Below are 21,261 nucleotides of genomic sequence, written 5' to 3' on the forward strand. Positions count from 1 at the left end.
GCGCCCGCCTCCTGCTCCTTCAGCATCCCTATGATCTGTTCCTCTGTGAACCGTGAGGCTCGCATCGTCCGTCTCCATGATCGACGGACTCTACCTAAATCTGGACGAGGATCAGGGGCTCACGTCAGACTCAACATGCGCCGGGTGCGGGCGAAGGATACGCGGCCCGAAATGACGGTGCGCAGACTGTTGCACTATGCGGGTTTCCGGTTCCGGCTGCATCGCCGTGATCTGCCGGGCTGCCCCGACATCATCTTACCCCGTTATCGGGCAGCGATTTTCGTCCATGGCTGTTTCTGGCACGGGCATGGCTGTTCGCTGTTCCGCATGCCGGCGACCCGGACGGACTTCTGGTCGTCCAAAATCGCGGGTAACCGCCACCGTGACGAGGCAGCGGTCGCCGGACTGCGCGCGGCCGGCTGGCGAAGCCTCTGGGTATGGGAATGCGCGCTCCGCGGGAAGCACCGGCTGACGCCAATGGAGCTCAGTGAACGTATGGCGGTGTTCATCCGAAATGATGCCGGCTTCGAAGAGATGGGGAAACGGGACCACGACCTAAAAGCCAATGCATTATCGCAGGCGGACATTAAGGTCTTCAGGCCGCTGTGTCTCATCGATTAATTGCTTATCGGATCGTGTATGGATGTTATGAACGACCATTAGTCTTAAAGTAGATGTCGTTGAAAGCCCTGTCGATCCGCAGCTGTCGGCCAACCCCACGTTAGGCGCCGCCCATTTTTCATACTTGCTGATCGGGCTGCGAGTTAGGCCTGCTTTCGGCTCACTTGTACGCAGATCCATCGCGCCTCGGAGAGGCGGGCCCTCCCGCCATGGCCCCAGGTAGCGCGACGTTCAGCCTCCCAAGCGACTCGCCAAAATCCGCCCGCGTCCGCCGACGCATACTCCCCAAATTCTTCCCAAAAACGCAAAAGCCCCGCAGCGGGCGGGGCTAAGGTCTTGAAAAGAATGGCGCTCCCAAGGGGAGACGCTGGCGCCATTGTCGAAAGCGATAGCAAGGTCTTGATATTTCGATGAAATCAGCCAGCCGATTGCGACGGTCCTGAGACTCCCATGTAGCATGTTGGTGTGCCGCCCAGCAACCTTGGACGGCACACAAATCGAAAAAGGAGGGACTGCCAATTTGGGCGTCAGTCCCGGTTGACCACAAGCTGAAGCTTGGGCTTAGATTTGCCTGCGGCAGAGGTCGAGGGGGCTAGGAGACCGTGCATCTCCGCAAACTCTTCCGGCTCTGTCCTGAGCGCTGCGGCCAACTCCTCTAACGAATAGCCGAGGTCGCTCAGATGAAGAGCAACCAACTGAGAAGCGAGCTTGCCGGCATCTGGAGCAATGTCAAATTCGATCGGCTCCCGCTTCCGGTATCCATGCATATTCATGATTTTGTACAGGTTCGTCGCCGCCTCATCGGAGATAGTTCCGAGCGTTTTAGCGCGATATATGAGGGCGGACATTGCTACTCGCCATTTTTGTTTGAGTCTTCCCAGTCTCGGAATCGTTATAACCTGAGCCAAATCTGGGATAATGCCCGCGCGGGGCATCAGCAATTCAGCGGCGAACTCGTTCGCTTCCTTTTCCATCGCGTCGTAGGGGAATGGATGCAGAACAACATGTCCGTATTCGTGAGCTAAGCTGAAACGCTTTCGATCCGCAGGACGATTCCGATTGAGTAGCACGATCGGCCGCATGCCCGGAGGTCTAAGCGTCAGGCCATCAACGTCCGTCTCCCCAAAATCTCCTTCGACCACTAGGACGCCTGTCGCTTCGACATATTGGACAAGGTTTGTCATAGGCCCATCGCCTAACTGCCACGATGCGCGGACTTTTTGCGCAGCCTCGTTAGGGGATGACACTGCCAGCGCATGCTCGCTGACACTGGATTTATTGCTTAGAACTTCGAATTGGAGCAGAGGGTACTGTGGTTCAATATCGATTGCATCGAGAAGTCTCCTAAACTGGAGCGCGAAATGGTTGGCGAGCGCAACTACCGCATGCTGCTCCTTCGCGGAGACGGACGCGCGTTTACGGAACGCCGCGCCGTGGAGGCTCAGCGGGATGCGATAGTGCGGCTCCTGCTCGTAAAAGAAGCTCACCGGGAATCGCAAAACACGCGCAATCGCTTGGATTTCTTCCAGCGATAGCGCGTCTCGAGTGCCGTTTTCAATCCGGGAAATCGCGGCTTGCGCTACCCCGGACTCCGCGGCCAACTGTGTTTGCGTTTTGCGGCGCCTGTTACGAGCTAGAAGCAGCATCTCCCCGTTTATCGGACGTGCTGCCATTTTCAGTCTGATCCCCCTTCGGCTTCTTAATTGTCAGCTTATAACCTGCCGGGCCATCCGCCGGACGCGTGTCGATCGTATCCATGGCTCCCGCAGGAGCCCCGCGATGGACTTCGATCTTGCGTTGGTCCACCTTGTCGGCGAATTTGAAGAAGGCTCGAGCGACGGACACGCCCGTTCCGCTCAGATGGCAGGCAAGAAAAAGAAGAATGTCAGGCGGAGCAGCTTCTGCAAAGCCTGCAAACATCGGGGTCGTCTCGATGTCGTCTCCGGCAAACTGATGCGTCGACTTCGACGTGCCGCCCTGCGGTCCTGACAAATGTAACTCGAAGCTTACGCCGTACTCCGTGTCACCCGAGCGGAATGTACCGGCGATTTTATTGCTCCGCCCGTTAGGGCAATACCGAACCTCCAACCCATGCTCGTGCAGTCCGGCAGCAACGGCGGCCTCAGGGAGAGCGCTGTTGAGAATTGAACCCAATGCACGGGGGTCGGACAAGTCAGCGTGCGTCACCTCGGCGTAGTCCGACAAAGTGACCTCAAGCTGCCCTATGAGTGCCCATACCGGGACGCCATAGCGCTCCCGGAGGGCATGCAACGCGCTGTCCCTATCCACGTGAATGCCGCCTTTCGTTCCGTGAACACCCTTATAGCACTGGATCAGGCCGAGGGCAAAAATATTCATAGCACCATTCACGGCTTGAATATTTATGCTCGGGTCGCCTGAAAGAAACAGATGGGCGGGGGCGCACGTCCTCAATCGCCGATCCGCCAAGAGGAGATTACGGCCGCCCCTGCTCCGTTCCATCGCCCATCCCCACCACCCGCTGCACCGCCGACACGCCCACCCCCAGCGTCTTCGCCACCTTCAGCATCCCCATGCCCTGAGCCCGAAGCTCCTTGATCTGGGCCTCGGTCTCGGCGCCCACGGTGGGCCGCCCCAACTTCTTGCCCTCCGCCTTCGCCCGCGCCAGGCCAGCGTTCACGCGCTCCCGGATCATGGCCCGTTCGTACTCGGCGAACACGCCCATCATCTGGAACATGGCCCGGCCGGAGGGCGTCGTGGTGTCCAGAGCTTGCTGGTGCAGGTAGAGGTCGGCGCCGCGGGCGTGAAGCTCGCCGAGGAAGGCCACGAGGTCCGCCATGGAGCGGCCCAGGCGGTCTACCGACCACGCGGCCACCATATCCACCTCGCGACGGGTGACGGCCTTCAGCATGGCGTCGTAGCCGGGGCGCTGGTCGCGGCCCTTGGCGCCAGAGACGCCGGCATCCTCGAACACGGCCACCACCTCCCAGCCGGCCTTCTCCGCCACGGCCTGAAGCTCGCGACGCTGGTTCTCGGTGGTCTGTTCGGAGGTGGAGACGCGCAGGTAGAGGGCGACGCGGCGAGCGGTCTTGCGGGACACGGCAGGGGCTCCGGGAAGCTGTCGATGACCATACTGATAACAAATGTTTACGGGATGGGTCAAGCGCCCTCCGCAAACCCGCATGAATGCGAGGGCGCGGGGAGCGATTTTCAGGGAGGGTTTCGGTATGCCCTCGGCACTTGCGGTGAAGGCCGGCAGAACGGTGGCGCGGGGTATCACCTGGGCGGGCTCGCATCGGCTCGGGGCCTCCGCGCAGGTCGCCCCCCCTATGACGCGAAGGGGGCGCCACGGGGGGAAATGCGCGAACATGATACGATCGATGGGCCTTCGGAAATTCCGGCGATTTTTGCCGGAGGTCGTCTTGATCTGGGGGCGCGACGGCTGGACGCCTTACGGCGTCAGGGCTGCCGGCCCCTTCTGGTGTCTGCACTGTTCATTTTGAACAGCGCTTCCTGCCTAGAACCCTGGGCCTTCCCCGCCGTCCTCCCACGGCAAGGCTCCGGCCACCTGTGCGGCGACCTGCTGCATGTGATCCAGCAGCTCCCGGCGCTCCTCCGGGGAGAGGCGACGGGCCTCCGCTGCCGCCTGATCGACGCTCGCCTTGGCGCGGGAGAGTGGCGTGATGGCAGGTGCGTCACGCAGGCCGCCCGCTTCCGCAACCGGCTCGGCCCCGCCCATGGCACTGGAGACGGCAGGGAAGTCCTGCTGCATCCAGTTCCTGACGGTGGTGTGGCCGACCTGATGGGCGAGGTCCGACGCGATCTGGCGATAGGACTTGAACCGCACACCGTCCCGGTGCTGGCCGCTCCCGACGTAGGCGCGGAAGACGTTCCGCACCTCGCTGCGCTTGAGGGGCAGGCCATGGGTGAGGTTCGCCTGGGCTGCCGCCCACCGCGCCGCATCCTCTGCCATGTCGGAGACGGATGCGTCGATGAACGTCTCGCCGTTGACCTTTGCGGCTTTCAGACGATGCCAGCCGTCAACGAGATAGAGCGCACCGTCGATGCGGGCGAGGGAGACGGGGGGCAGAATGCCGCCCGCTCGCGTGACGCCGGCATAGGTGCGCACGGTCCCGAGGTCGAGTTGAACCCGGACCTGCCAATCGGCTCGCGTGATGATGTCGGCGATATCGACGCAGGTCGAGGCGCCCGATGCGGTGGCGTTGGGATGATGGTTCGTCATCGGGCCGCGCCCGTCATGCGGCCGAACGGGAGAGGAGCCGAGAGGGCAGGGCGGGGGGCGCAACGCTTGGCGAGCTTCGCCTTTTCGGCCTCCGCCCGGGCAAGCCGGTCGACGGTTTCGTTCAAGGTGTTGCCGTTGTGGCCGCGTACCCAACTGATGTCCACGAGAGGCCGAGCCGCCTGGGCCTCGCCAAGCCGGCGCCAGAGGTCGGCGTTGGCGACGGGCTTGCCCTGGGCAGTCTTCCAGCCACGCCGCTGCCAGGACGCCAGCCAGGTAGTCAGGCCCTTCACGACATATTCGCTATCGCAGAACAGCACGGCAGGAACGTCGACGGGCAATGCCCCGAGCGCCGTGAGGGCGGCCGTCAGTTCCATGCGGTTGTTCGTGGTGTCGGGTTCGGAGCCCGTGAGGGTGCGGGCAGTGCCATCGGTGTCGAGGATGACTACCGCCCACCCGCCGGGACCGGGGTTGCCAAGGCAGGAGCCGTCTGCGTGGGCCGTGATCATGCGGCGCCTCCGGAGAGCGCGAAGAAGGACGAGAGGTTGTCGGGGATGATGAGGACCAGGGCGGGGGGAAGAACTGCGGAAATGGTCCATGAGGGGAGAGACGCGTGGATGTTGTGGCCGATGACAGCCATGCCGCGCCGCACGACGGGAGGCGAAGAGGTGGTCATGATGTAGGTTCCGTTTTTGCCCGCGGAGCGGGGCGATCGCGGGTGGCGATTGCTCGCGTCCGATACGGGAAGGGAGCCTCTGCTGCTCTCGCGAAATTTCTCTCGCGGAAGGTGCAAGTTAGGCTGTTATGGGACCTAATTCGGAGGCCTCTCGAATCGCCTTGGAGAGGGGGTGAGGGCCTGAACTCACGCTGATGGACAGGGGATTTGGTCGGGGGCGACGGACCTCGGCAAGGCTCCGTAAGCCTGAAGCTGGCCTGCCCCTTCCCAATCGAGCGTCAGGGCTTGTCGATGACTGTCATCCACCGCAGGCGGGCGACCACATCGGGCACCTTGATCCGCGCCACCGCCTCCGTCAGCACGGCGAGAGGCACGCCGGCATTGCCATAGCGGCGCCCGACGCCCCCGCCTGCGTGGCCAGTGAGCGCATCATGCACTTCCTCTTCGATCGCGGCTTCGCGGCACATGTCCTTGAAGGTATGGCGAAAGGAGTGGAAGTCTTTACGCTCCTCTTCGCTGGCGAGCTTGAGGTGTTCCGTTCGCCAGCGACTGAACCACTTCGACCATTGCGCTCCAGGCGCACGACCGCCACGGACGGCAAGGCCCGAGAACAGCAGATCGTCCTCGATCCGGGTCTCACTGCGCCGGACAGCGAGATAGGCCGGAAATCCGATTTCCATAAGCGCCGGGTGTAACGGGATGCGGCGGCGCGAGGTTGCCGTCTTCACGGTTCTCCCACCGGAAGTGCCGATGTCGAGATAAAGGCCGGCTTGCCCGTTGAGCTTCACGTCGCAAAGCCGGAGTTGGCACAACTCACCAAGGCGTGCGCCCGTCAGCAGTCCCAGAAGCGGCAGCCAGAAGGATGCTTCTCCGGCCCCGCCACGTGGGCGAGCGCCGGTCGCGTAGATCGGGGAGCCGAATAATGCCTCCAGTTCGTCAGGCTGGAAGCTCTGCCGCTCACGCTCGCTTTGTACTTCGGGCCGCAGGCCATTGAACGGGTTTGCCCAGCCAGTGCCCTTGAATGCGAGGTCATGTGCGCGGGCCGCCTTCTCGACGATCGAGGAGATGAGCGTGATGTGCTTGCCGAGCGTTCCGGGAGCCCGCCGTGGGAAGCGGCCGAGGTCGCTCCGGGCAAGAATGTCCGGCAAGCGAAGCCGCTCGATCGTTTCGGGCAACCGGGTCGGCAAACGCCAGAGCGAATCCCTGAAGCCCCGCGCCTGTTCCCGCGTTATGGCCCCGATCCGGACATCGCCATAAAGCTCGCGAAACCGGCGAACGGCGTATTCAGCCTCAGCAGCGCTGTTGGCAGCGGGAACTTTCGCGCCGGGGACGAGGGCGCCTGTCTTCCAAGCCGCGAAGGCCTCCGATAGATGTGGCCCCAGTTTTTCCGCCGGATCGAGTGGCTTAGAAGGGGTGGGAGCGAATATCCCGCTGTTCCGGGACTGCATCGCCTGGAAGGCTTGCTGCGTGGCTCCAAGAAACGCCCGCTCCAGCTCGCGCCATTCCGCGGAGTCCGGGTCGATGAGAACACGGCGATCTGCCAAAGCCTCGGCTAAGGCTTGTTGCACCCAGTCGGGCGCCCGGCCGAAGGCCACTCCGACCTTCAACTGATCGTTGCCCCGATCCGTGGCAAAGGAGAGCAGTTCCCAGTCGTCCACCGTCATGCCTTGGGGCTTCGCCGCGACGCCAGTCACTGGAATGGTTTCTGGTGGCGAGCCGCCGATTGTCAGCCCGGCAAGAGCAGCATGCCGCATCGGCCGAAGATCGAGGCCCAGTCCCTTCACGCGTAGCGCATCATCGTGCGCGAGAAGCTCATGAACCCGCCGCGTGGCGAGGTATTCGACCACTTCGGGAGAGAGTGTTCGTGGTGCTCCTTCGGTGAGAAACCGACGAGCGTCACGCACAAGGAACTCGCTGTCAGAAATGAGCACTCCGACACGGGCGCGAGCGATCGAATTGTCAGAGGTTCGCAGCGACTCGGTGATCTCATGCTTGAAGCTGCCCGCCTTCCGGTTCACCAACTTGCCGAGGTGATCAGGAATGCGATTGGGCGCGACCTTGCCCCTCAGATCGTCAGGCAGGCGGAAGCGGAAATGCCAAGTCGCTCCACGCCGGATCAGGTACGTCATGAACGCCATCACTATGCGGCCCATGTAGCACGTGCATGTAGCACCGGGCCGACGCAAGCTGTTGGCTATGCTGATTTCTTCGCTGGATCAAGGCCTTGAAGAAGGCGTGGCGCTCCCAAGGGGACTCGAACCCCTGTTTTCGCCGTGAGAGGGCGACGTCCTAGACCGCTAGACGATGGGAGCATCTCGCGAGGAGGAGGGCTCTATAGCGGCGAATGCGGGGGACTTCAAGCCTCCTTCGGGCTCGGGCGGTGGCCGAAGATGGCGCTGCCGATGCGCACATGGGTGGCGCCCTGGCGGATGGCGGCGGAAAAGTCGGCGCTCATGCCCATGGAAAGGCCCGAAAGACCGTTGCGCGCCGCGATTTCGGCGAGCAGGGCGAAGTGCGGGTCGGGCACGTCCTCGGCCGGCGGAATGCACATGAGGCCGGCGATCTCCAGCCTGTGGATATCGCGGCATTGGGCAATGAAAGCGTCGGCCTCCTCGGGCAGCACGCCCGCCTTCTGCGGTTCGGCGCCGGTGTTGATCTGCACGAACAACCGCGGCCGGCGCTCCTGCCGGGCCATCTCTTCGGCGAGGGCGGCGGCGATCTTCGGCCGGTCGACGGTGTGGATCACGTCGAACAGGGCCACGGCCTCCCGCGCCTTGTTGGACTGGAGCGGGCCGATGAGGTGGAGCTCCACATCGCCGTAGCGCTCCCTGAGGCCGGGCCATTTGTCGCGCGCCTCCTGCACCCGGTTCTCGCCGAACACGCGCTGGCCGGCTTCAAGCACGGGCAGGATGTCCTCGTCCGGGAAGGTCTTGGAAACTGCAACCAGCGTCACCTGATCGGCCGAACGGCCGCATTCCGCACAGCTCTCGGCGATATCGCGGCGCACCGCTGCGAGCCGTGCCGTGCTTTCGGGCGCCGTTCCGCCGTCGTTCATGATCCTGCTCCCGCCGTTGCGCCGGGTCCTTGCCCGCGCCGAGGACATGAACCGATCTCCCTTTCCAATCAAGAAGCAGGTAGAAGAAGCGAGCAGCTCGGGTGAAGCTACCGAGCGGCAGGGGGGGCTGGCCGGTATGGTCGAGCGTAACGGGGGAGGCGGGGCGGCAGCTCCCGGGCGGCGCTCGAGCTTGCGCCTGCGCGTCCTGTTCCTGGTCTGCCTGGTGGCCGTGCCCCTGTCGGTGGAGCGGATGCTTGCGCTCGTGGCCGAGCGGCAGGAGCAGGTCTCCGCGCTCGAGGAGGATGTGCGGAATTTCGCCCGCAGCGCCAAGCTCGCCCAGATGGAAGGCATGTCTCGGGCGTTGACGGTGCTCGAAGTGCTGTCCCGCATGGCCGACCGGATGTTGGCGGACCCCGTCGCCTGCAGCCGGCAGTTGTCGCGCCTCGCCGACGAGGTGGCCGGCATCCAGGGCGCGTTCGTCGCGGATGCGGCGGGCCTCGTCCGCTGTGCCCATGCGCCGCTCGCTCTTGGCGTGAACATTTCCGAGCGGGACTACTTCCGCGATGCCCTCGCCGCCGACGGGGTTGTGATGACCGAGATGTTCGTCTCGCGGGTCAGCGGGCGAAATTCGGTGTTCCTGATGCGGGCGGAGCGCGGCCCGGGCAATGCGGTGCGGGCCGTGACCGGCGTCGTGCTCGACCTGCAATGGCTGTCGCGGATCGCGGCCGGCAGCGCGGTGGAACTGGGCGTGGTGGTGGATCTCATCGGGCGGAACGGTACGGTGCTGGTGCGTTACCCCACGATGCCGGACATCGTGGAACACAGCTTTCCCGATCATCCCCTCACGCGGGCCGTACGGGCGAAGGAGTCCGGCATCGTCAGGGTTCCGGGTTTCGACGGTACAGAGCGCATCTTCGCGTTCGAGGGCTTCGGCCACCTGCCCATCAGCATCGCCGTGGGCATCGAGACGTCGAAAGCGGTGGGACCCATCGACAGCAAGGTCCGCTCGACGGCGCTGGCCTATTTCATCGCGCTCGCCTGCTTCCTGCTGCTCGCCTGGATTGCCGAGGAGCGAATCGTGATCGCGCCCATCGCCCGTCTCACCCGGGCCGTGGCGGCGGTGGGGCGCGGCGAGGCGGACCACGTGAACGACATGGGCGTCGCGGAATTCTCTCCCTTGGTCAACGCCTTCAACGAGATGGCGCGGCGCCTGTCCCAGCGCAACAACGAACTGAGGACCATGAACGGCCGCCTCGCCTCGCTGGCGCGGACCGACGGGCTCACCGGCCTCGCCAACCGGCGGACCTTCGATGTGCAATTCTCGCAGGACTGGGTGCGGGCGCGCGGCGAGGGCATGCCGCTCACGCTGGTGATGCTGGATGTGGACCACTTCAAGGCCTTCAACGACACGCGCGGCCACCTCCAGGGTGACGAAGCCCTGAGGGCGGTGTCGCGGATGCTGTCGGCAGCGGCGGCCGGCACGTCGCACCTTGTGGCGCGCTACGGCGGCGAGGAATTCGTGGTGCTCATGTCGGGCGCCGATATCGACGCCGGAGTCGCCTTCGCAGAGGATGTGCGGCGCCTCCTCACCGAAATCGCCATCGAGCATCCCGCCGCGCCGCGCCGTCGGGTGACGGCGAGCTTCGGCGTCGCGTCCGTTGTGCCGACGGCGGAGGGCAGCCCGGACGCCCTCATCGCCGCCGCGGATGCCGCGCTCTACGAAGCCAAGCGCGCCGGCCGCGACCGGGTGATCGCGCATAGCTGATGCGTGGATGGCTGATGCGTGAAGCCCTCAGCCCGGCCGGCGGATGGTCCTGAGGTCGAGCCCCGCGGCCTTGATGCGCTCCAGCGCGCCGGCGAGGGACTCGCGCGCCACCGCCATGTGGAAGGCGTTGGCATGGAGGAGCGTCTCCGCGTCCTCGGCGATGCCCACATGCCCCGGCCAGAACAGCAGATCGCCCCGCTTGATGGGGGCATCGAGCGGGATAGCTGTACCGATGGCCTTCTCCTGCATGTCGCTGTCACGCGGCGCGCGGACGCCGGTGGCGGCAAGCGCGGTCTGCACCAGGCCCGAGCAGTCGATGCCGAGGCTGGAGCGGCCGCCCCACAGATAGGGCACGCCGAGGAAGCGGGCGGCGACGGCGACGAAATCACCCTCGCGCTCGTCCGCGGGCACCACGTGGACGGCCGGCAGGCAGCCGTCCGTCGTCAGGGCGAAGCCGCCGGAGGTGGAGCGGACCACGACGCGGCTGCCGAACACCAGCGCGTCGCGGGGCGGCAGCTTGATGTCCGGGCCCGGAAACAGGAAGGTCCGCAGCGCCGACACCTTGTGCGCGGGCGCGGTCCCGTCCGGGGCGAGGGCTTCGGCGGGCATGTAGCCCACGTAATTGTCCGCCTCCAGCTGCACCCAGGCCCAGCCTTCCGCATCCTCTTCGAACAGGCGCACCCGCTCGCCGAACAGCGCTTCGGTCTCGAGCGGGGCGTCGCTGGCGGGGCGGCGGCGCAGGGGGGCGACGGGCACGGCCACGCGCCGCATCTCGCCTTCCACGAAGCGGGGAACGTCCACCAGCCCCTTGAGGCTTGTGGCAGCGAGGTCGGCGCGGGCAGGGGTCAGCCGGGCGTCGAGGCCCGGCGGGAGTGAGAAGGCCATGGCTCAGCCGAACCGCTCGGCAATGAGGGCGTCCAGCGCCCGGATGGTCTGCGCCTCGCCGCCTTCGGGCCGGCCCGGCCGGCTGCTGGGGTTCCAGGCGAACAGGTCGAGGTGGAGATGGGAGCGCGCCTTCTCCACAAATTTGGCGAGGAACAGGGCTGCGGTGATGGCGCCGGCGAAGCCGCCGGAGGAGACATTGTTGATGTCGGCCACCTTCGAATCGAGCATGCCCGCGTAGGGCGCCCACAGGGGCAGGCGCCACAGCGGGTCGGCCTCCACCATGGCGTGGCGGGAGAGGTCGGCGGCGAAGTCCTCGTCGTCGGTGAAGGCGGCGGGAAGCTGCGGACCGAGGGCGACGCGGGCGGCGCCGGTGAGGGTGGCGAAGTCGATCACGAGGTCGGGCGCTTCCTCGTCCGCGAGGGCGAGGGCATCGGCCAGCACCAGACGTCCCTCGGCGTCGGTGTTGCCGATCTCCACCGAAATGCCCTTGCGGCTGCGCAGCACGTCGCCGGGACGGAAGGCGGCGCCGGAGACGGAATTCTCCACCGCCGGGATCAGCACGCGCAAATTCACCTTCGCGCCGCGCGACAGCAGCATGTGGGTGAGGCCCAGCGCATTGGCGGCGCCGCCCATATCCTTCTTCATCAGCAGCATGGCCGAGGAGGGCTTGAGATCCAGGCCGCCGGTGTCGAAGCACACGCCCTTGCCCACCAGCGTCACCTTGGGATGGGTCGGGTCGCCGGCGCGGATCTCGATCAGGCGCGGGGCGCGGGCGGCGGCAAGGCCCACCGCGTGGATCAAGGGGAAATTCTGCGCCAGCAGCGCGTCACCGACGATGGAGCGGAAGCGCGCGCCATGGCGGGCGGCAAGGGTGCGGGCCGCATCCTCCAGCTCGGCCGGGCCGAGGTCGTTGGCCGGGGTGTTGACGAGATCGCGGGTGAGCGTCACCGCCTCCACCGTGCGGCGGAGCTGGGCGGCGTCCACACCCTCCGGCACCACGAGCTGCACCTTGGGGGCCTTGGCAGCGCGGTAGGTGGAGAAGCGGTAGCAGCCCAGCGCGAAGGCGAGGGCGGCGAGGCGGGGGCTCGGCACCTCGCCCTCCAGCCGCCAGGTGCCCTCGGGGAGCAGGCCGGGCAGGGCGCCGGTGGCGAAGGCATCGGCCTTGGGCGCGGGGGCGATGCCGAACAGGGCACCGGCCAGTCCGCCGTCGGCGTTCGGGAGCAGCAGCAGCTTGCCGGCGGCGCCGGAGAAGCCGGCCGCCTCGGCAAAGCGGCGCGCGGCCTCGGGAATGGGAGCGGAGGCGAAGGTGTCCTTGGTGACGCACCAGACGGGCAGGCTGACGGCGGACGACGGGGCAAAGCAATCGATCATCAACGGAACTCCTCGCGCCGCGCCGGGGGGACAGGCAATGGTTCCGCCATCCGGCACCGCGCAGACGGCGCATGGTGGTCCGCGCCGCGATCGCCTGCAAGATGCCCCGCCGCGCCGCCGTCCAAGGCGGAGCCGGTCAGGGATGCAGCAGGCTGGACAGGGGATGGATGAGGAGGCCGGCGCCCGCCAGCGCCACGCCATAGGGCAGGCTGGTCCGGTGCCGGTCGGGAAGTTCTGCGCCGGCCGGGCCCGCGAGGCGATGGCGCGCGGCGGCGGCGATGCCCAGCAGGGCGCCGATGGTTCCGGTGGCGAGCACGAACAGGGGCAGGTGCAGCGGATCCACCCACAGCACGATGGCGCCGGCCAGTTTGGCATCTCCCGCGCCGATGATGTCCTCCGCGAACAGGGAGAAGCCCAGCGCCGTGACGGCGCTGGCGGCAGCGAGGCGGAAGATGAGGTCCGGGACGGGTGTGAACTGGGTGACGGCGGCGAAGGCGGCGATCAGGCAGACGACCACGGCATTGGGGATGATCCGGCGGGCGAGGTCCGCGCCGATCGACGCGCACAGCAATGCCGGATAGAGGCCGAGCAGCAGAAGCTCGGCGATCCTGATGTGGCCCATCCCCATCGTGCGGTCAGTTCCCGGCGGCGGCCGAGGAGGCCTGAAGCCGGGCGAAGGTGGAGGCGATCTGCACCAGCACCGTGACGATGGCGATGGAGAGGCCGGCAGCGATGAGGCCGTATTCGAGGGCGGTGGAGCCGTCCTCTTCCTTGATGAAGCGCGAGAAAAGAAGCTTCATGGCTCAAATCCGGTCAATGGCGGCGCGTGACCGCCGCAACGGCGGGCCGCAACTTGGATGCCGCGACGGGGTTGCCGTGGCAGAGCCGACGCTAGGGCGGCTCCCTTGCGGGGAAGTAAAAAACCGCGGCCGAGAACGTCCACTGCGCGTGCCGGTTGCTTGAAAGGTTAACGGTTCCGCTTGCGCGTCTTTGACGCCGGGGGCGCGGATCGCCCTTTGACGGCGGCGCCGGAGGCCGGCAAGCTCCCGCCATGAGCTTCTCCCCGACCCCCGATCCCGTCCCCGGTGATGCCGCGAGTTGCGCGGCCGTCGAGACCGTGATTGTCCCCCGCGCCCACGACATCGGCGGCATGGAGGTGGCCCGCGTGCTGCCCTCCGTGCAGGGCCAGATGATCGGCCCCTTCATCTTCTTCGACCGGATGGGGCCAGTGCGATTCTCTGCGGCGCAGGCGCAGGATGTGCGCCCGCACCCGCACATCGGCCTCGCCACCGTGACCTATTTGTTCGAAGGCAGCATGATCCACCGCGACAGCCTCGGCTCCGAGCGGGTGATCGAGCCGGGCGCCGTGAACCTCATGACCGCCGGGCGCGGCATCGTTCATTCCGAGCGGCACGACGCCTCCGTGAAGGCGCGCGGGGGGCCGCTGTTCGGCATCCAGAGCTGGATCGCGCTGCCCAAGGCGCTGGAAGAGACCAGCCCGGACTTCCTCCACGCGGACAGCGAGGCGCTGCCGGTGGTGGCGGACGGCGGGGTCAAGGCGCGGGTGATTCTCGGCAGCGCCTTCGGGGCGACGTCGCCCGTCGCGCTCGCCTCGCCCGCGACCTATGTGGAAATCCAGCTGGCTGCGGGCGCCCATGTGCCTGTTGATCCCACCCACGAGGACCGCGCGCTGTTCACGCTGGAGGGTGAGGTGGAGGTGGACGGCACCACCTTTCCCGCCGGCCAGATGCTGGTGATCCGGCGCGGCGTTGCCACCTCCGTCCGGGCACGGACCCCGGCGCGACTGATGCTGGTGGGCGGTGAGCCGCTGGAGGGGCCGCGCTACATCTGGTGGAATTTCGTGTCGTCGAGCCTCGATCGGCTGGACGCGGCCAAGGCCGCATGGCGGGAGGGGCGGTTCGACCTCATCCCCATGGACCACGACGAATTCATCCCTGCGCCGGACGATGGCGCCGGCCGCCCCCGCCCCCAGAGCCCACGGGGCTGAGGGGCCGGGGACGGCGCGCCCTTGCGCGCATGCTCAAGCCTTGCCAGGCTGGAGCTGCGCCGGGGTGTCGCTGGCGGGAAAGCTCTCCTTCAACGCTTCGTCCAGGCGGTCGGAGGCCTTCCTTTTCTCGTGCGCACCGTCTTCCGTATCCGCCGCCGGGTCGCCTTCGGGCTTCGACGCACGAGTGAGGGAGGGCGGGTCGCTGGCGGGGAAAGAATCCTCAAGTGCCTCGTCCAGTTCGTCGGAGACACGCTCCTTTTCGCGCGCGGCGGCGTCCCGCGGCTCGCCGTCCGCCTTCGGGGCGCGGGTGACGGACGGGGGATCGCTGGCGGGGAAGGACTCTTCCAGCGCCTCGTCCAGGCGCTGGTCGAGCGTGGCGGTGCGGGGGGACGCGGTGGAGGCAGCGGGGGTCATGGCATCAATCTCCTCTGCACCATCAACGAACGGCAGAGCCGCCCGTTCCCCGTCGACATTCCGCCTCACGCATCAAGGGCAGCCTCCTGCCGTGCGAGACGGGCGGCGACACGCTCAAGGCCGGCGGCGATCTCCCGACGCTCGCCCGGACGCAGGTCCGATCCTGTCTGCAGGCGGCGCGCGAGCGCTTCCATTAGGAAGAGATCGAGCAGGGGCCGGCCTCGGCCGCCGTCCGGCGCTCCCTCTGCATAGGCGGCGAGCACCGCGCGCTCGGCGCGGGAGCGGAAGGCGGCGAGAAGCTCCGCCCGCAGTTCCGACGCGTCGCGGGCGACGCCAGCCTCGCCGGCAGTGACGCGCGCCAGGGTGTACACAAGGGAGGCGAGCAGTTCGGCGACATCGCGCCAGCCGTTCGCCCGCTCGCCCTGAGCGCCGGTGATGACCGCATCGCTCCCGGACACCAGCAGATGGTCGAGGTCGAAGCGTCCGTGGGTGCGGATCACCGGCACGTCCGTGCCTGCGAGCGGGCCGGCGATGCGCTCCCGCATTTGTGCCCCGAGCCAATCCCGATCGACACCGAAAAGGGCGTCCGGCGCGGCACGCACGGCATCCATGGTCTGGCGAAGCCAGCTATCGATCTCATCGGCAGAGGCGACGCCCGGCGCGAAGGCCGGATCGGCGGCGGGGGCCGACAGAACAGTATGCAGTTCGGCCAGCCGCCGGGCGCTGGCGCGCAGCAGCCGGAGCACGCCCGCCACCTCCTCCTCGAAATGCTGGTGGCCGCCATCGGGCAGGGCTGCGGCATCGAGCGCACGCTGCACCTGCGCCAGGGTCCAGCCGGCGGCATTGCCCTGGTTGCGCACGAAGCCATAGGCGAGCGCCACCTGGGCCGATCCGCCTTCCGGCCGGGTGCGGGTGATGGCGCCGATCAGCGGCGGCACGTGGGGGAAGTCGAGGGCGGTCAGGTGGCGCGCCATCTCCATCTCGCCGGTGCGGCCGAACTCCATGTGGCGGAACAGCTTCACCGCCACCTTGTCGGTGACGACGAGGCTCGCTGCCGGTTCGTCGGCATCGGCGAGCTCGCACAGCGCCCCCCGCTCCACGTCGAGGCCGTCGAGCCGGTCGGTGGGCGAGAACACCAGCGCGCCGCCATCGGGCAGGGGCACCGGCTCGGCCTGCCGCAGCGCGCGCAGCACGCCGGCGGGCAGCCCGTCCAGCACCATGGCATCGGTGAGGAAGCCCACGCGCCGGCCCTGCCGCACGCGGGTCAGGGCCAGTTGCTCGGCGATGGCGGGGGGATGCTGGTCCTCCCACGCCACGCAGAAGGACATGAGGAAGCGCTCGGTGCGCCCGGCGAGATCGGCCTCGATCTCCGCCATGGCCACGTCCCGCTCGGTGCCCGGCAGGCGCATGACCCAGCCGATGCGCACCGCCCCGATGTCCTTGGCCGTGCCGGGAAACCAGCGTCGCCGCGCCAGATATTGCGGCAGCGCCTCGGTCTCGATGACCGCGCGATGGGCGTCGGAGAGGGCACCCATCAGCCCGTCGCGGACCACGAGGGTGGCGAATTCCGGCAGCATCTCCGGCGCGGGATCGCGCCAGGCGGGTTCCGCCGCCGTGGTGGAGAGGCGGAAGGCGTAGAAGCCGTAGGGCGGCAGCGTGAGCACGAGGGGCGCGCGGTCGAGCGCCGGCAGGCTGGTGCCGCTCACGAGGTCCACCGGCACGCGCCGCTCGAACTCGGCGAGGTCCAGCTCCACCCCCTGCAAGGTGTGGGCGAGGTTGGCGACGCACAGCACCGCCTCGCCCTCAAATTCGCGCAGATAGGCAAGGATGCGCCGGTTGCGCGGGAACACCAGGCGGAAAGTGCCGCGCCCGAATGCCGGCTGCTCCTTGCGCACGGCGAGGAAGCGCCGTGTCCAGTTCAGCATGGAATGGGCATCGCGCGACTGCGCTTCCACATTCACCGCCGGGAAGCCGTAGAGCGGATCCTGGATCACCGGCAGCACGAGCTTTTCAGGATCGGCCCTGGAGAAGCCGCCGTTGCGGTCCGGCGACCACTGCATGGGCGTGCGTACGCCGTCGCGGTCGCCGAGATGGATGTTGTCGCCCATGCCGATCTCGTCACCGTAATAGATGACGGGCGTTCCGGGCAAAGTGAGCAGCAGGGAGTTCATCAGCTCGATGCGCCGTCGGTCCCGCTCCAGCAGCGGGGCAAGGCGGCGGCGGATGCCGAGGTTGATGCGGGCGCGCCGGTCCGAGGCGTAGATGCTCCAGAGATAGTCCCGTTCCGCGTCAGTGACGGTCTCCAGCGTCAGCTCGTCGTGGTTGCGCAGGAAGATGGCCCACTGGCAGGTCGCCGGGATGGCCGGCGTTTGGCGCAGGATGTCGGTGACCGGGAAGCGGTCCTCCTTGGCGATGGCCATGTACATGCGCGGCATCAGCGGGAAGTGGAATGCCATGTGGCATTCGTCCGCGTTCGGGCCGAAATATTGCTGGGTGTCCTCCGGCCAGAGATTGGCCTCGGCGAGCAGCATCCGGCCCTTGTAGTGGGCATCGAGATGGGCGCGGATCTTCTTCAGGATGGCGTGGGTCTCGGGCAGGTTGGCGCAGTCGGTGCCCTCGCGCTCTACCAGATAGGGCACGGCGTCGAGCCGCAGGCCGTCCACCCCCATGTCCAGCCAGAAGCTCATGACGGAGAGGACGCGCTCCAGCACCTCGGGATTGTCGAAGTTGAGGTCCGGTTGGTGGGCATAGAAGCGGTGCCAGTAGAACTGGCCAGCCACCTCGTCCCAGCTCCAGTTGGATTTCTCCACGTCGCAGAACACGATAGGCACGCCGGGATAGCCCTTGTCGTCGTCTGCCCAGACATAGAGGTTGCGCTCCGGGCTACCCTTGGGCGCGCGCCGCGCGGCCTGGAACCAGGGGTGCTGGTCGCTCGTGTGGTTGATGACCAGCTCGGTGATGACGCGCAGTCCGCGCGCATGGGCCTCGGCAATGAAGCGCCGCGCTTCGTCCATGGTGCCGTAGTCCGGCGACACGCCCTCATAGAGCGCGATGTCATAGCCATCGTCGCGCCGGGGCGAGGGATAGAAGGGCAGGAGCCAGACGGCGGTGGCGCCGAGGTCGGCGATGTAGTCGAGCTTGGAGATCAGCCCGCGGAAGTCGCCGATGCCGTCGCCATTGGCGTCGAAAAACGACTTCACATGCAGCTGATAGACGATGGCGTCCTTGTACCACAGAGGGTTGTCGCCGGCGGTGACGGGCTCAGGCATGGCCGAGGCTCCCGGTTCCGGAGGGCTTTGGGCCACGCGGGGCGGCCGGGGCGGACGAGATCGGGGCGGGGCAGAAAGGCACGGTGCTCCCTTGAACCGTCGTGGAGGGACAGGCGACCCGGCCGGCGCATCGCATTTGCAGCGGACGCGCCGAGTGAGTGGCCACGCTTGCCTAACGCGGCTGGAGCGTGGCGGTTCCGGTCTGTCAGGGAGAGTTCAGGGGACAATTGGGGCAGCCGGACGGCATGCGGGGGAATGCCGTCCGGCTGGCGCGTCAGTTTGCCGTGGCAATATCGGCGCCCGTCCTGTTTCGCGCGAAGGGGCGCTGCCGGCATCCCGAAAATGAAGGATGCCGACAGAGAATTTTTTTCTCGCGAGGGATGGAACCTTTGGGCCCGAACCGCGTTTCGACGGTCGTGTGGGCTCATACGAGTCCGCCCCCGATCCGGTCATGCGTCGCGCGTTTGCCGCTCTCCCCAATATGCGGGAGGCGCCAAGCGCCGTTGGCCGGCAGAACCTGACGCGAAGCCCCAGCTGCCCCACAGCCGACACGGAGGACCGCCCATGTTCGATGCCGCCCGCCACCCGCTGAAGATCTGCATCGATGGCTCCTGCATCGTCCTGCGCTCGCTAGACGACGCCATCGGTTTGATGCGCTCCCACCCCGTGGGGGAGCACGCCGAGATGCTGGTGGACCAGATGGAGGCCGCCCGCCTGCCCGAGCTTCAGCGCCGGGCCTGGGTGGCGTTCGAGACTTTCGCCGATGCCATGCGCCTGTCTCCCGACGCTCAGCGCCGGATGATGTGACACGGACGGCAGGGCGGTCGCGGAAAGCGCCGCCCTGAGTATCCTCCCGATAGAGCGGCTGCGCCCTCAGAACCTTTCCGGCACGCGATGGCGGGCATAGTCCGCCTCCACGTAATCGGGGTCCTTCTGGCGCTTGGGCAGCTTGATCTTCTCCCGCGGCACATCCTCGTAGGGGATGCGGGACAGGAGATGGGAGATGATGTTGAGGCGCGCGCGCTTCTTGTCGTCGGAGAAGGCCACGAACCATGGCGCCCACATGGTGTCTGATGCCTCGAACATGGCATCCCGGGCGCGGGAATAGTCGAACCAGCGCGCGTAGGATTCCAGATCCATCGGCGAGAGCTTCCAGATCTTGCGCGGATCGTCGATGCGGCTCTCCATCCGCCGGGTCTGCTCCTCCTCCGACACTTCGAGCCAGTACTTGAGCAGGATCACGCCCGATTCGACGATGGACTGCTCCACGTAGGGCACGCTTTCCAGAAACTTCTTCGACTGCTCCTCCGTGCAGAAGCCCATCACGCGGTCGACGCCGGCCCGGTTGTACCAGGAGCGGTCGAAGATGATGATTTCCCCGCCAGCCGGCAGGTGCGTCACGTAGCGCTGGATGAACATCTGCGATTTCTCGCGCTCCGTGGGCGGCGGCAGGGCCACCACGCGGAAGATGCGCGGGCTCACCCGCTCCATGATGGCCTTGATGACGCCGCCCTTGCCGGCCCCGTCGCGGCCCTCGAAGACGATGCAGATCTTCGCGCCCGTGTGCTTCACCCAGAGCTGAAGCTTCACCAGCTCGGCATGCAGGTGCTTCAGCTCCGCCTCATATTCCTTGCGCGAGAGCGGGGCGGCAGGGCTGCCGCCGTCCGTGCCGGACGGAGGCAGGATCGCCTGGGTCTTGTGCTTCTTCTTGTGCTTGTGCGCCATGGCGGCGTCCTCCCTAAAAACCGCTCCGTTGAGACGGGGCGGGTCAGGCCCAGCTGAGGAAGAAGCCCACGTCGCCGGGCATGCCGTTCGGCCAGTCCACGATCATGGCCTTGAGCTTGTAGTGGCCCTGCCGGAGGTAGTCGCGCCACAGCTCGTAGGCCTGGCGCGGGCGGCCGGTGAGGGTGTCGGGCCAGCCCTCTTCCGCATTGTTGATGGCGCGGCCCTTGTCGCTGCACAGTACGTTGGGAAAGCGCATCACCATGATCTCGGTCTCGCCGCGCTGGGCGGCAAGGCGGATCTTCGTGAGGAGATTCTGGGAGATCTCATGCAGCGTCTCGGGCGTGAGATCGAGCGGCTGGGACAGCGTCTTGATGAGCTCCTCGCGGGCCTTGTCGGCCCGGTCCATGGCGGAGAATTCCTTGGACAGCTTGGCCTTTTCGATCTCTTGCATGTACGCGCGCAGGTCGTCCGCGCTCATGAAGCTCTCGTCGCCCAGCGTGGTATTCTGCTGCGCTGCCTGGGGCATGGGTCTCTCCGTTTGGAAATGCGGTCCGGCCGCAGTTTCTCCATGAGCTAAGCGGCGTCGTTGTCCGATATCAACTCTTTCCGGCCCCGCTCGCGTTCACACCCCCACGAGACGCGCAGAACGGCGCACAAGGCAAACAAAAAGGCCGGCGCCGGAGAGCTGGCGCCGGCCTCTCGTTTCGACCCGAAGGTCGAACCCGGAGGATTCTGGTCTTGAGGGGCGCGCTCAGAGCGTCGCGAAGACGGAAGCCGGAATGCGGAAGAAGCCGCGGCCGTTGGCAAAGGTCCGGTAGTAGGACGAGGCGTTGGCATAGAGGTGATCGAACCACGCCTTGCCGCTCTGGCCCACGGGCAGGCGGTCAATGGTGAAGATATCGGCGTTGGGCGCGAAGCGGACGTGGATCAGCACGTCATCGGTGGCGGAAGCTTCGACGGCCGCCGCGATGGGCTGGGCAAGGGCATTCATCACAAGGTCTCCTCTGGAAGGGATCAAGAAAAGCGCTGCAGGCACCTTCCCGAAGGCCTGCCCTGAAACGCCGGACACGCCCCGATGCCGCTGCCGGAGGAACCGCCGGATTGTCTCTCGCAACCCGGCTGGCCCCGGAAAGCCCCCGCAATCCCGAAACGCTAAGCAGGGGGCGGCGCCCATTCCTTGATCGCGATCAAATTTTGTGCGTCGGTATCGAAAGACCGAATGCCGCAGCCGATTCCACGAGGTGGTCCGGCCG

At 66.7% G+C, this 21,261-nt stretch carries 21 protein-coding genes and 1 tRNA gene; 4 read left to right on the top strand and 18 right to left on the bottom strand.

The window, feature by feature from the left end; translation table 11 throughout:
- Positions 1–30: 30 nt before the first annotated feature.
- Positions 31–621: a very short patch repair endonuclease gene (locus EJ105_RS21125; protein ID WP_284145575.1), complete on the top strand. Its 591-nt coding sequence runs from the start codon at positions 31–33 to the stop codon at positions 619–621.
- A 527-nt stretch (positions 622–1,148) separates the two neighbouring features.
- On the opposite strand, the gene EJ105_RS21130 is transcribed toward EJ105_RS21125, so the two are convergent.
- From EJ105_RS21130 to EJ105_RS21170, 9 genes are all read right to left on the bottom strand, one after another.
- A complete protein-coding gene (locus EJ105_RS21130) occupies positions 1,149–2,267 on the bottom strand; it encodes an XRE family transcriptional regulator (protein ID WP_250167882.1) in 1,119 nt (372 codons plus the stop codon).
- Positions 2,248–2,979 (bottom strand): hypothetical protein, encoded by a 732-nt coding sequence (locus EJ105_RS21135; RefSeq protein ID WP_250167883.1) that lies wholly within the window; start codon positions 2,977–2,979, stop codon positions 2,248–2,250. Before EJ105_RS21135 ends, EJ105_RS21130 begins: the two co-directional genes overlap by 20 nt.
- A 97-nt stretch (positions 2,980–3,076) precedes the next feature.
- Positions 3,077–3,700 carry a recombinase family protein gene (locus EJ105_RS21140; RefSeq protein WP_250167884.1) on the bottom strand — a complete coding sequence of 208 codons (624 nt, stop codon included), beginning with the start codon at positions 3,698–3,700 and terminating at the stop codon, positions 3,077–3,079.
- Positions 3,701–4,117: 417 nt separating this feature from the next.
- Positions 4,118–4,843 carry a ParB/RepB/Spo0J family partition protein gene (locus EJ105_RS21145; RefSeq protein WP_250167885.1) on the bottom strand — a complete coding sequence of 242 codons (726 nt, stop codon included), beginning with the start codon at positions 4,841–4,843 and terminating at the stop codon, positions 4,118–4,120.
- Positions 4,840–5,349 (bottom strand): ribonuclease HI, encoded by a 510-nt coding sequence (rnhA, locus tag EJ105_RS21150; protein ID WP_250167886.1) that lies wholly within the window; start codon positions 5,347–5,349, stop codon positions 4,840–4,842. Before rnhA ends, EJ105_RS21145 begins: the two co-directional genes overlap by 4 nt.
- The gene (locus EJ105_RS21155) at positions 5,346–5,516 is read right to left on the bottom strand and encodes a ubiquitin family protein (protein WP_250167887.1); all 171 of its coding nucleotides are present in this window, start codon (positions 5,514–5,516) and stop codon (positions 5,346–5,348) included. Before EJ105_RS21155 ends, rnhA begins: the two co-directional genes overlap by 4 nt.
- A gap of 278 nt (positions 5,517–5,794) precedes the next feature.
- Positions 5,795–7,645 carry a site-specific integrase gene (locus EJ105_RS21160; protein ID WP_250167888.1) on the bottom strand — a complete coding sequence of 617 codons (1,851 nt, stop codon included), beginning with the start codon at positions 7,643–7,645 and terminating at the stop codon, positions 5,795–5,797.
- A gap of 107 nt (positions 7,646–7,752) precedes the next feature.
- A tRNA-Glu gene (locus tag EJ105_RS21165) sits at positions 7,753–7,828 on the bottom strand.
- Between the two features lie 44 nt (positions 7,829–7,872).
- Positions 7,873–8,571 carry a YggS family pyridoxal phosphate-dependent enzyme gene (locus EJ105_RS21170; protein ID WP_250167889.1) on the bottom strand — a complete coding sequence of 233 codons (699 nt, stop codon included), beginning with the start codon at positions 8,569–8,571 and terminating at the stop codon, positions 7,873–7,875.
- 190 nt (positions 8,572–8,761) lie between these two features.
- Between EJ105_RS21170 and EJ105_RS21175 the strand changes: the two genes are divergently transcribed.
- Positions 8,762–10,336, top strand: a complete 1,575-nt coding sequence (locus tag EJ105_RS21175) for a sensor domain-containing diguanylate cyclase (RefSeq protein WP_250167890.1) — start codon at positions 8,762–8,764, stop codon at positions 10,334–10,336.
- A gap of 27 nt (positions 10,337–10,363) precedes the next feature.
- On the opposite strand, the gene EJ105_RS21180 is transcribed toward EJ105_RS21175, so the two are convergent.
- From EJ105_RS21180 to EJ105_RS21195, 4 genes are all read right to left on the bottom strand, one after another.
- On the bottom strand, positions 10,364–11,221 hold the full coding sequence (locus tag EJ105_RS21180) for a C40 family peptidase (protein WP_250167891.1): 858 nt from the start codon (positions 11,219–11,221) through the stop codon (positions 10,364–10,366).
- A 3-nt stretch (positions 11,222–11,224) separates the two neighbouring features.
- A complete protein-coding gene (locus EJ105_RS21185; RefSeq protein WP_250167892.1) occupies positions 11,225–12,592 on the bottom strand; it encodes a leucyl aminopeptidase family protein in 1,368 nt (455 codons plus the stop codon).
- A gap of 136 nt (positions 12,593–12,728) precedes the next feature.
- A complete protein-coding gene (locus EJ105_RS21190; RefSeq protein ID WP_250167893.1) occupies positions 12,729–13,214 on the bottom strand; it encodes an A24 family peptidase in 486 nt (161 codons plus the stop codon).
- A gap of 13 nt (positions 13,215–13,227) precedes the next feature.
- Positions 13,228–13,392 carry a Flp family type IVb pilin gene (locus tag EJ105_RS21195; RefSeq protein WP_081762738.1) on the bottom strand — a complete coding sequence of 55 codons (165 nt, stop codon included), beginning with the start codon at positions 13,390–13,392 and terminating at the stop codon, positions 13,228–13,230.
- Positions 13,393–13,643: 251 nt separating this feature from the next.
- Here EJ105_RS21195 and EJ105_RS21200 point away from each other — a divergent pair, with 251 nt between their 5' ends.
- Entirely contained in the window at positions 13,644–14,600 is a 957-nt protein-coding gene (locus EJ105_RS21200) for a pirin family protein (RefSeq protein ID WP_250167894.1), read from the top strand.
- A 33-nt stretch (positions 14,601–14,633) separates the two neighbouring features.
- Here the strand turns inward: EJ105_RS21200 and EJ105_RS21205 are convergent, their stop codons facing one another.
- Positions 14,634–15,014 carry a hypothetical protein gene (locus EJ105_RS21205; protein WP_250167895.1) on the bottom strand — a complete coding sequence of 127 codons (381 nt, stop codon included), beginning with the start codon at positions 15,012–15,014 and terminating at the stop codon, positions 14,634–14,636.
- Positions 15,015–15,079: 65 nt separating this feature from the next.
- Positions 15,080–18,283 (bottom strand): maltose alpha-D-glucosyltransferase, encoded by a 3,204-nt coding sequence (gene treS, locus EJ105_RS21210; RefSeq protein ID WP_250167896.1) that lies wholly within the window; start codon positions 18,281–18,283, stop codon positions 15,080–15,082.
- A gap of 564 nt (positions 18,284–18,847) precedes the next feature.
- On the opposite strand from treS, the gene EJ105_RS21215 reads away from it, so the two are divergent.
- Positions 18,848–19,090, top strand: a complete 243-nt coding sequence (locus EJ105_RS21215; protein ID WP_024280606.1) for a hypothetical protein — start codon at positions 18,848–18,850, stop codon at positions 19,088–19,090.
- Between the two features lie 66 nt (positions 19,091–19,156).
- On the opposite strand, the gene ppk2 is transcribed toward EJ105_RS21215, so the two are convergent.
- The 3 genes from ppk2 to EJ105_RS21230 form a co-directional block, all read right to left on the bottom strand.
- A complete protein-coding gene (gene ppk2, locus EJ105_RS21220; RefSeq protein WP_029555504.1) occupies positions 19,157–20,008 on the bottom strand; it encodes a polyphosphate kinase 2 in 852 nt (283 codons plus the stop codon).
- Positions 20,009–20,051: 43 nt separating this feature from the next.
- On the bottom strand, positions 20,052–20,534 hold the full coding sequence (locus EJ105_RS21225; protein WP_029555503.1) for a hypothetical protein: 483 nt from the start codon (positions 20,532–20,534) through the stop codon (positions 20,052–20,054).
- Positions 20,535–20,759: 225 nt separating this feature from the next.
- Complete coding sequence (locus EJ105_RS21230; protein ID WP_250167897.1) at positions 20,760–20,999, bottom strand: hypothetical protein; 240 nt, start codon at positions 20,997–20,999, stop codon at positions 20,760–20,762.
- Positions 21,000–21,261 lie beyond the last annotated feature (262 nt).

The organism is Xanthobacter aminoxidans (assembly GCF_023571765.1).
Taxonomy (GTDB): Bacteria; Pseudomonadota; Alphaproteobacteria; order Rhizobiales; family Xanthobacteraceae; genus Xanthobacter; species Xanthobacter aminoxidans.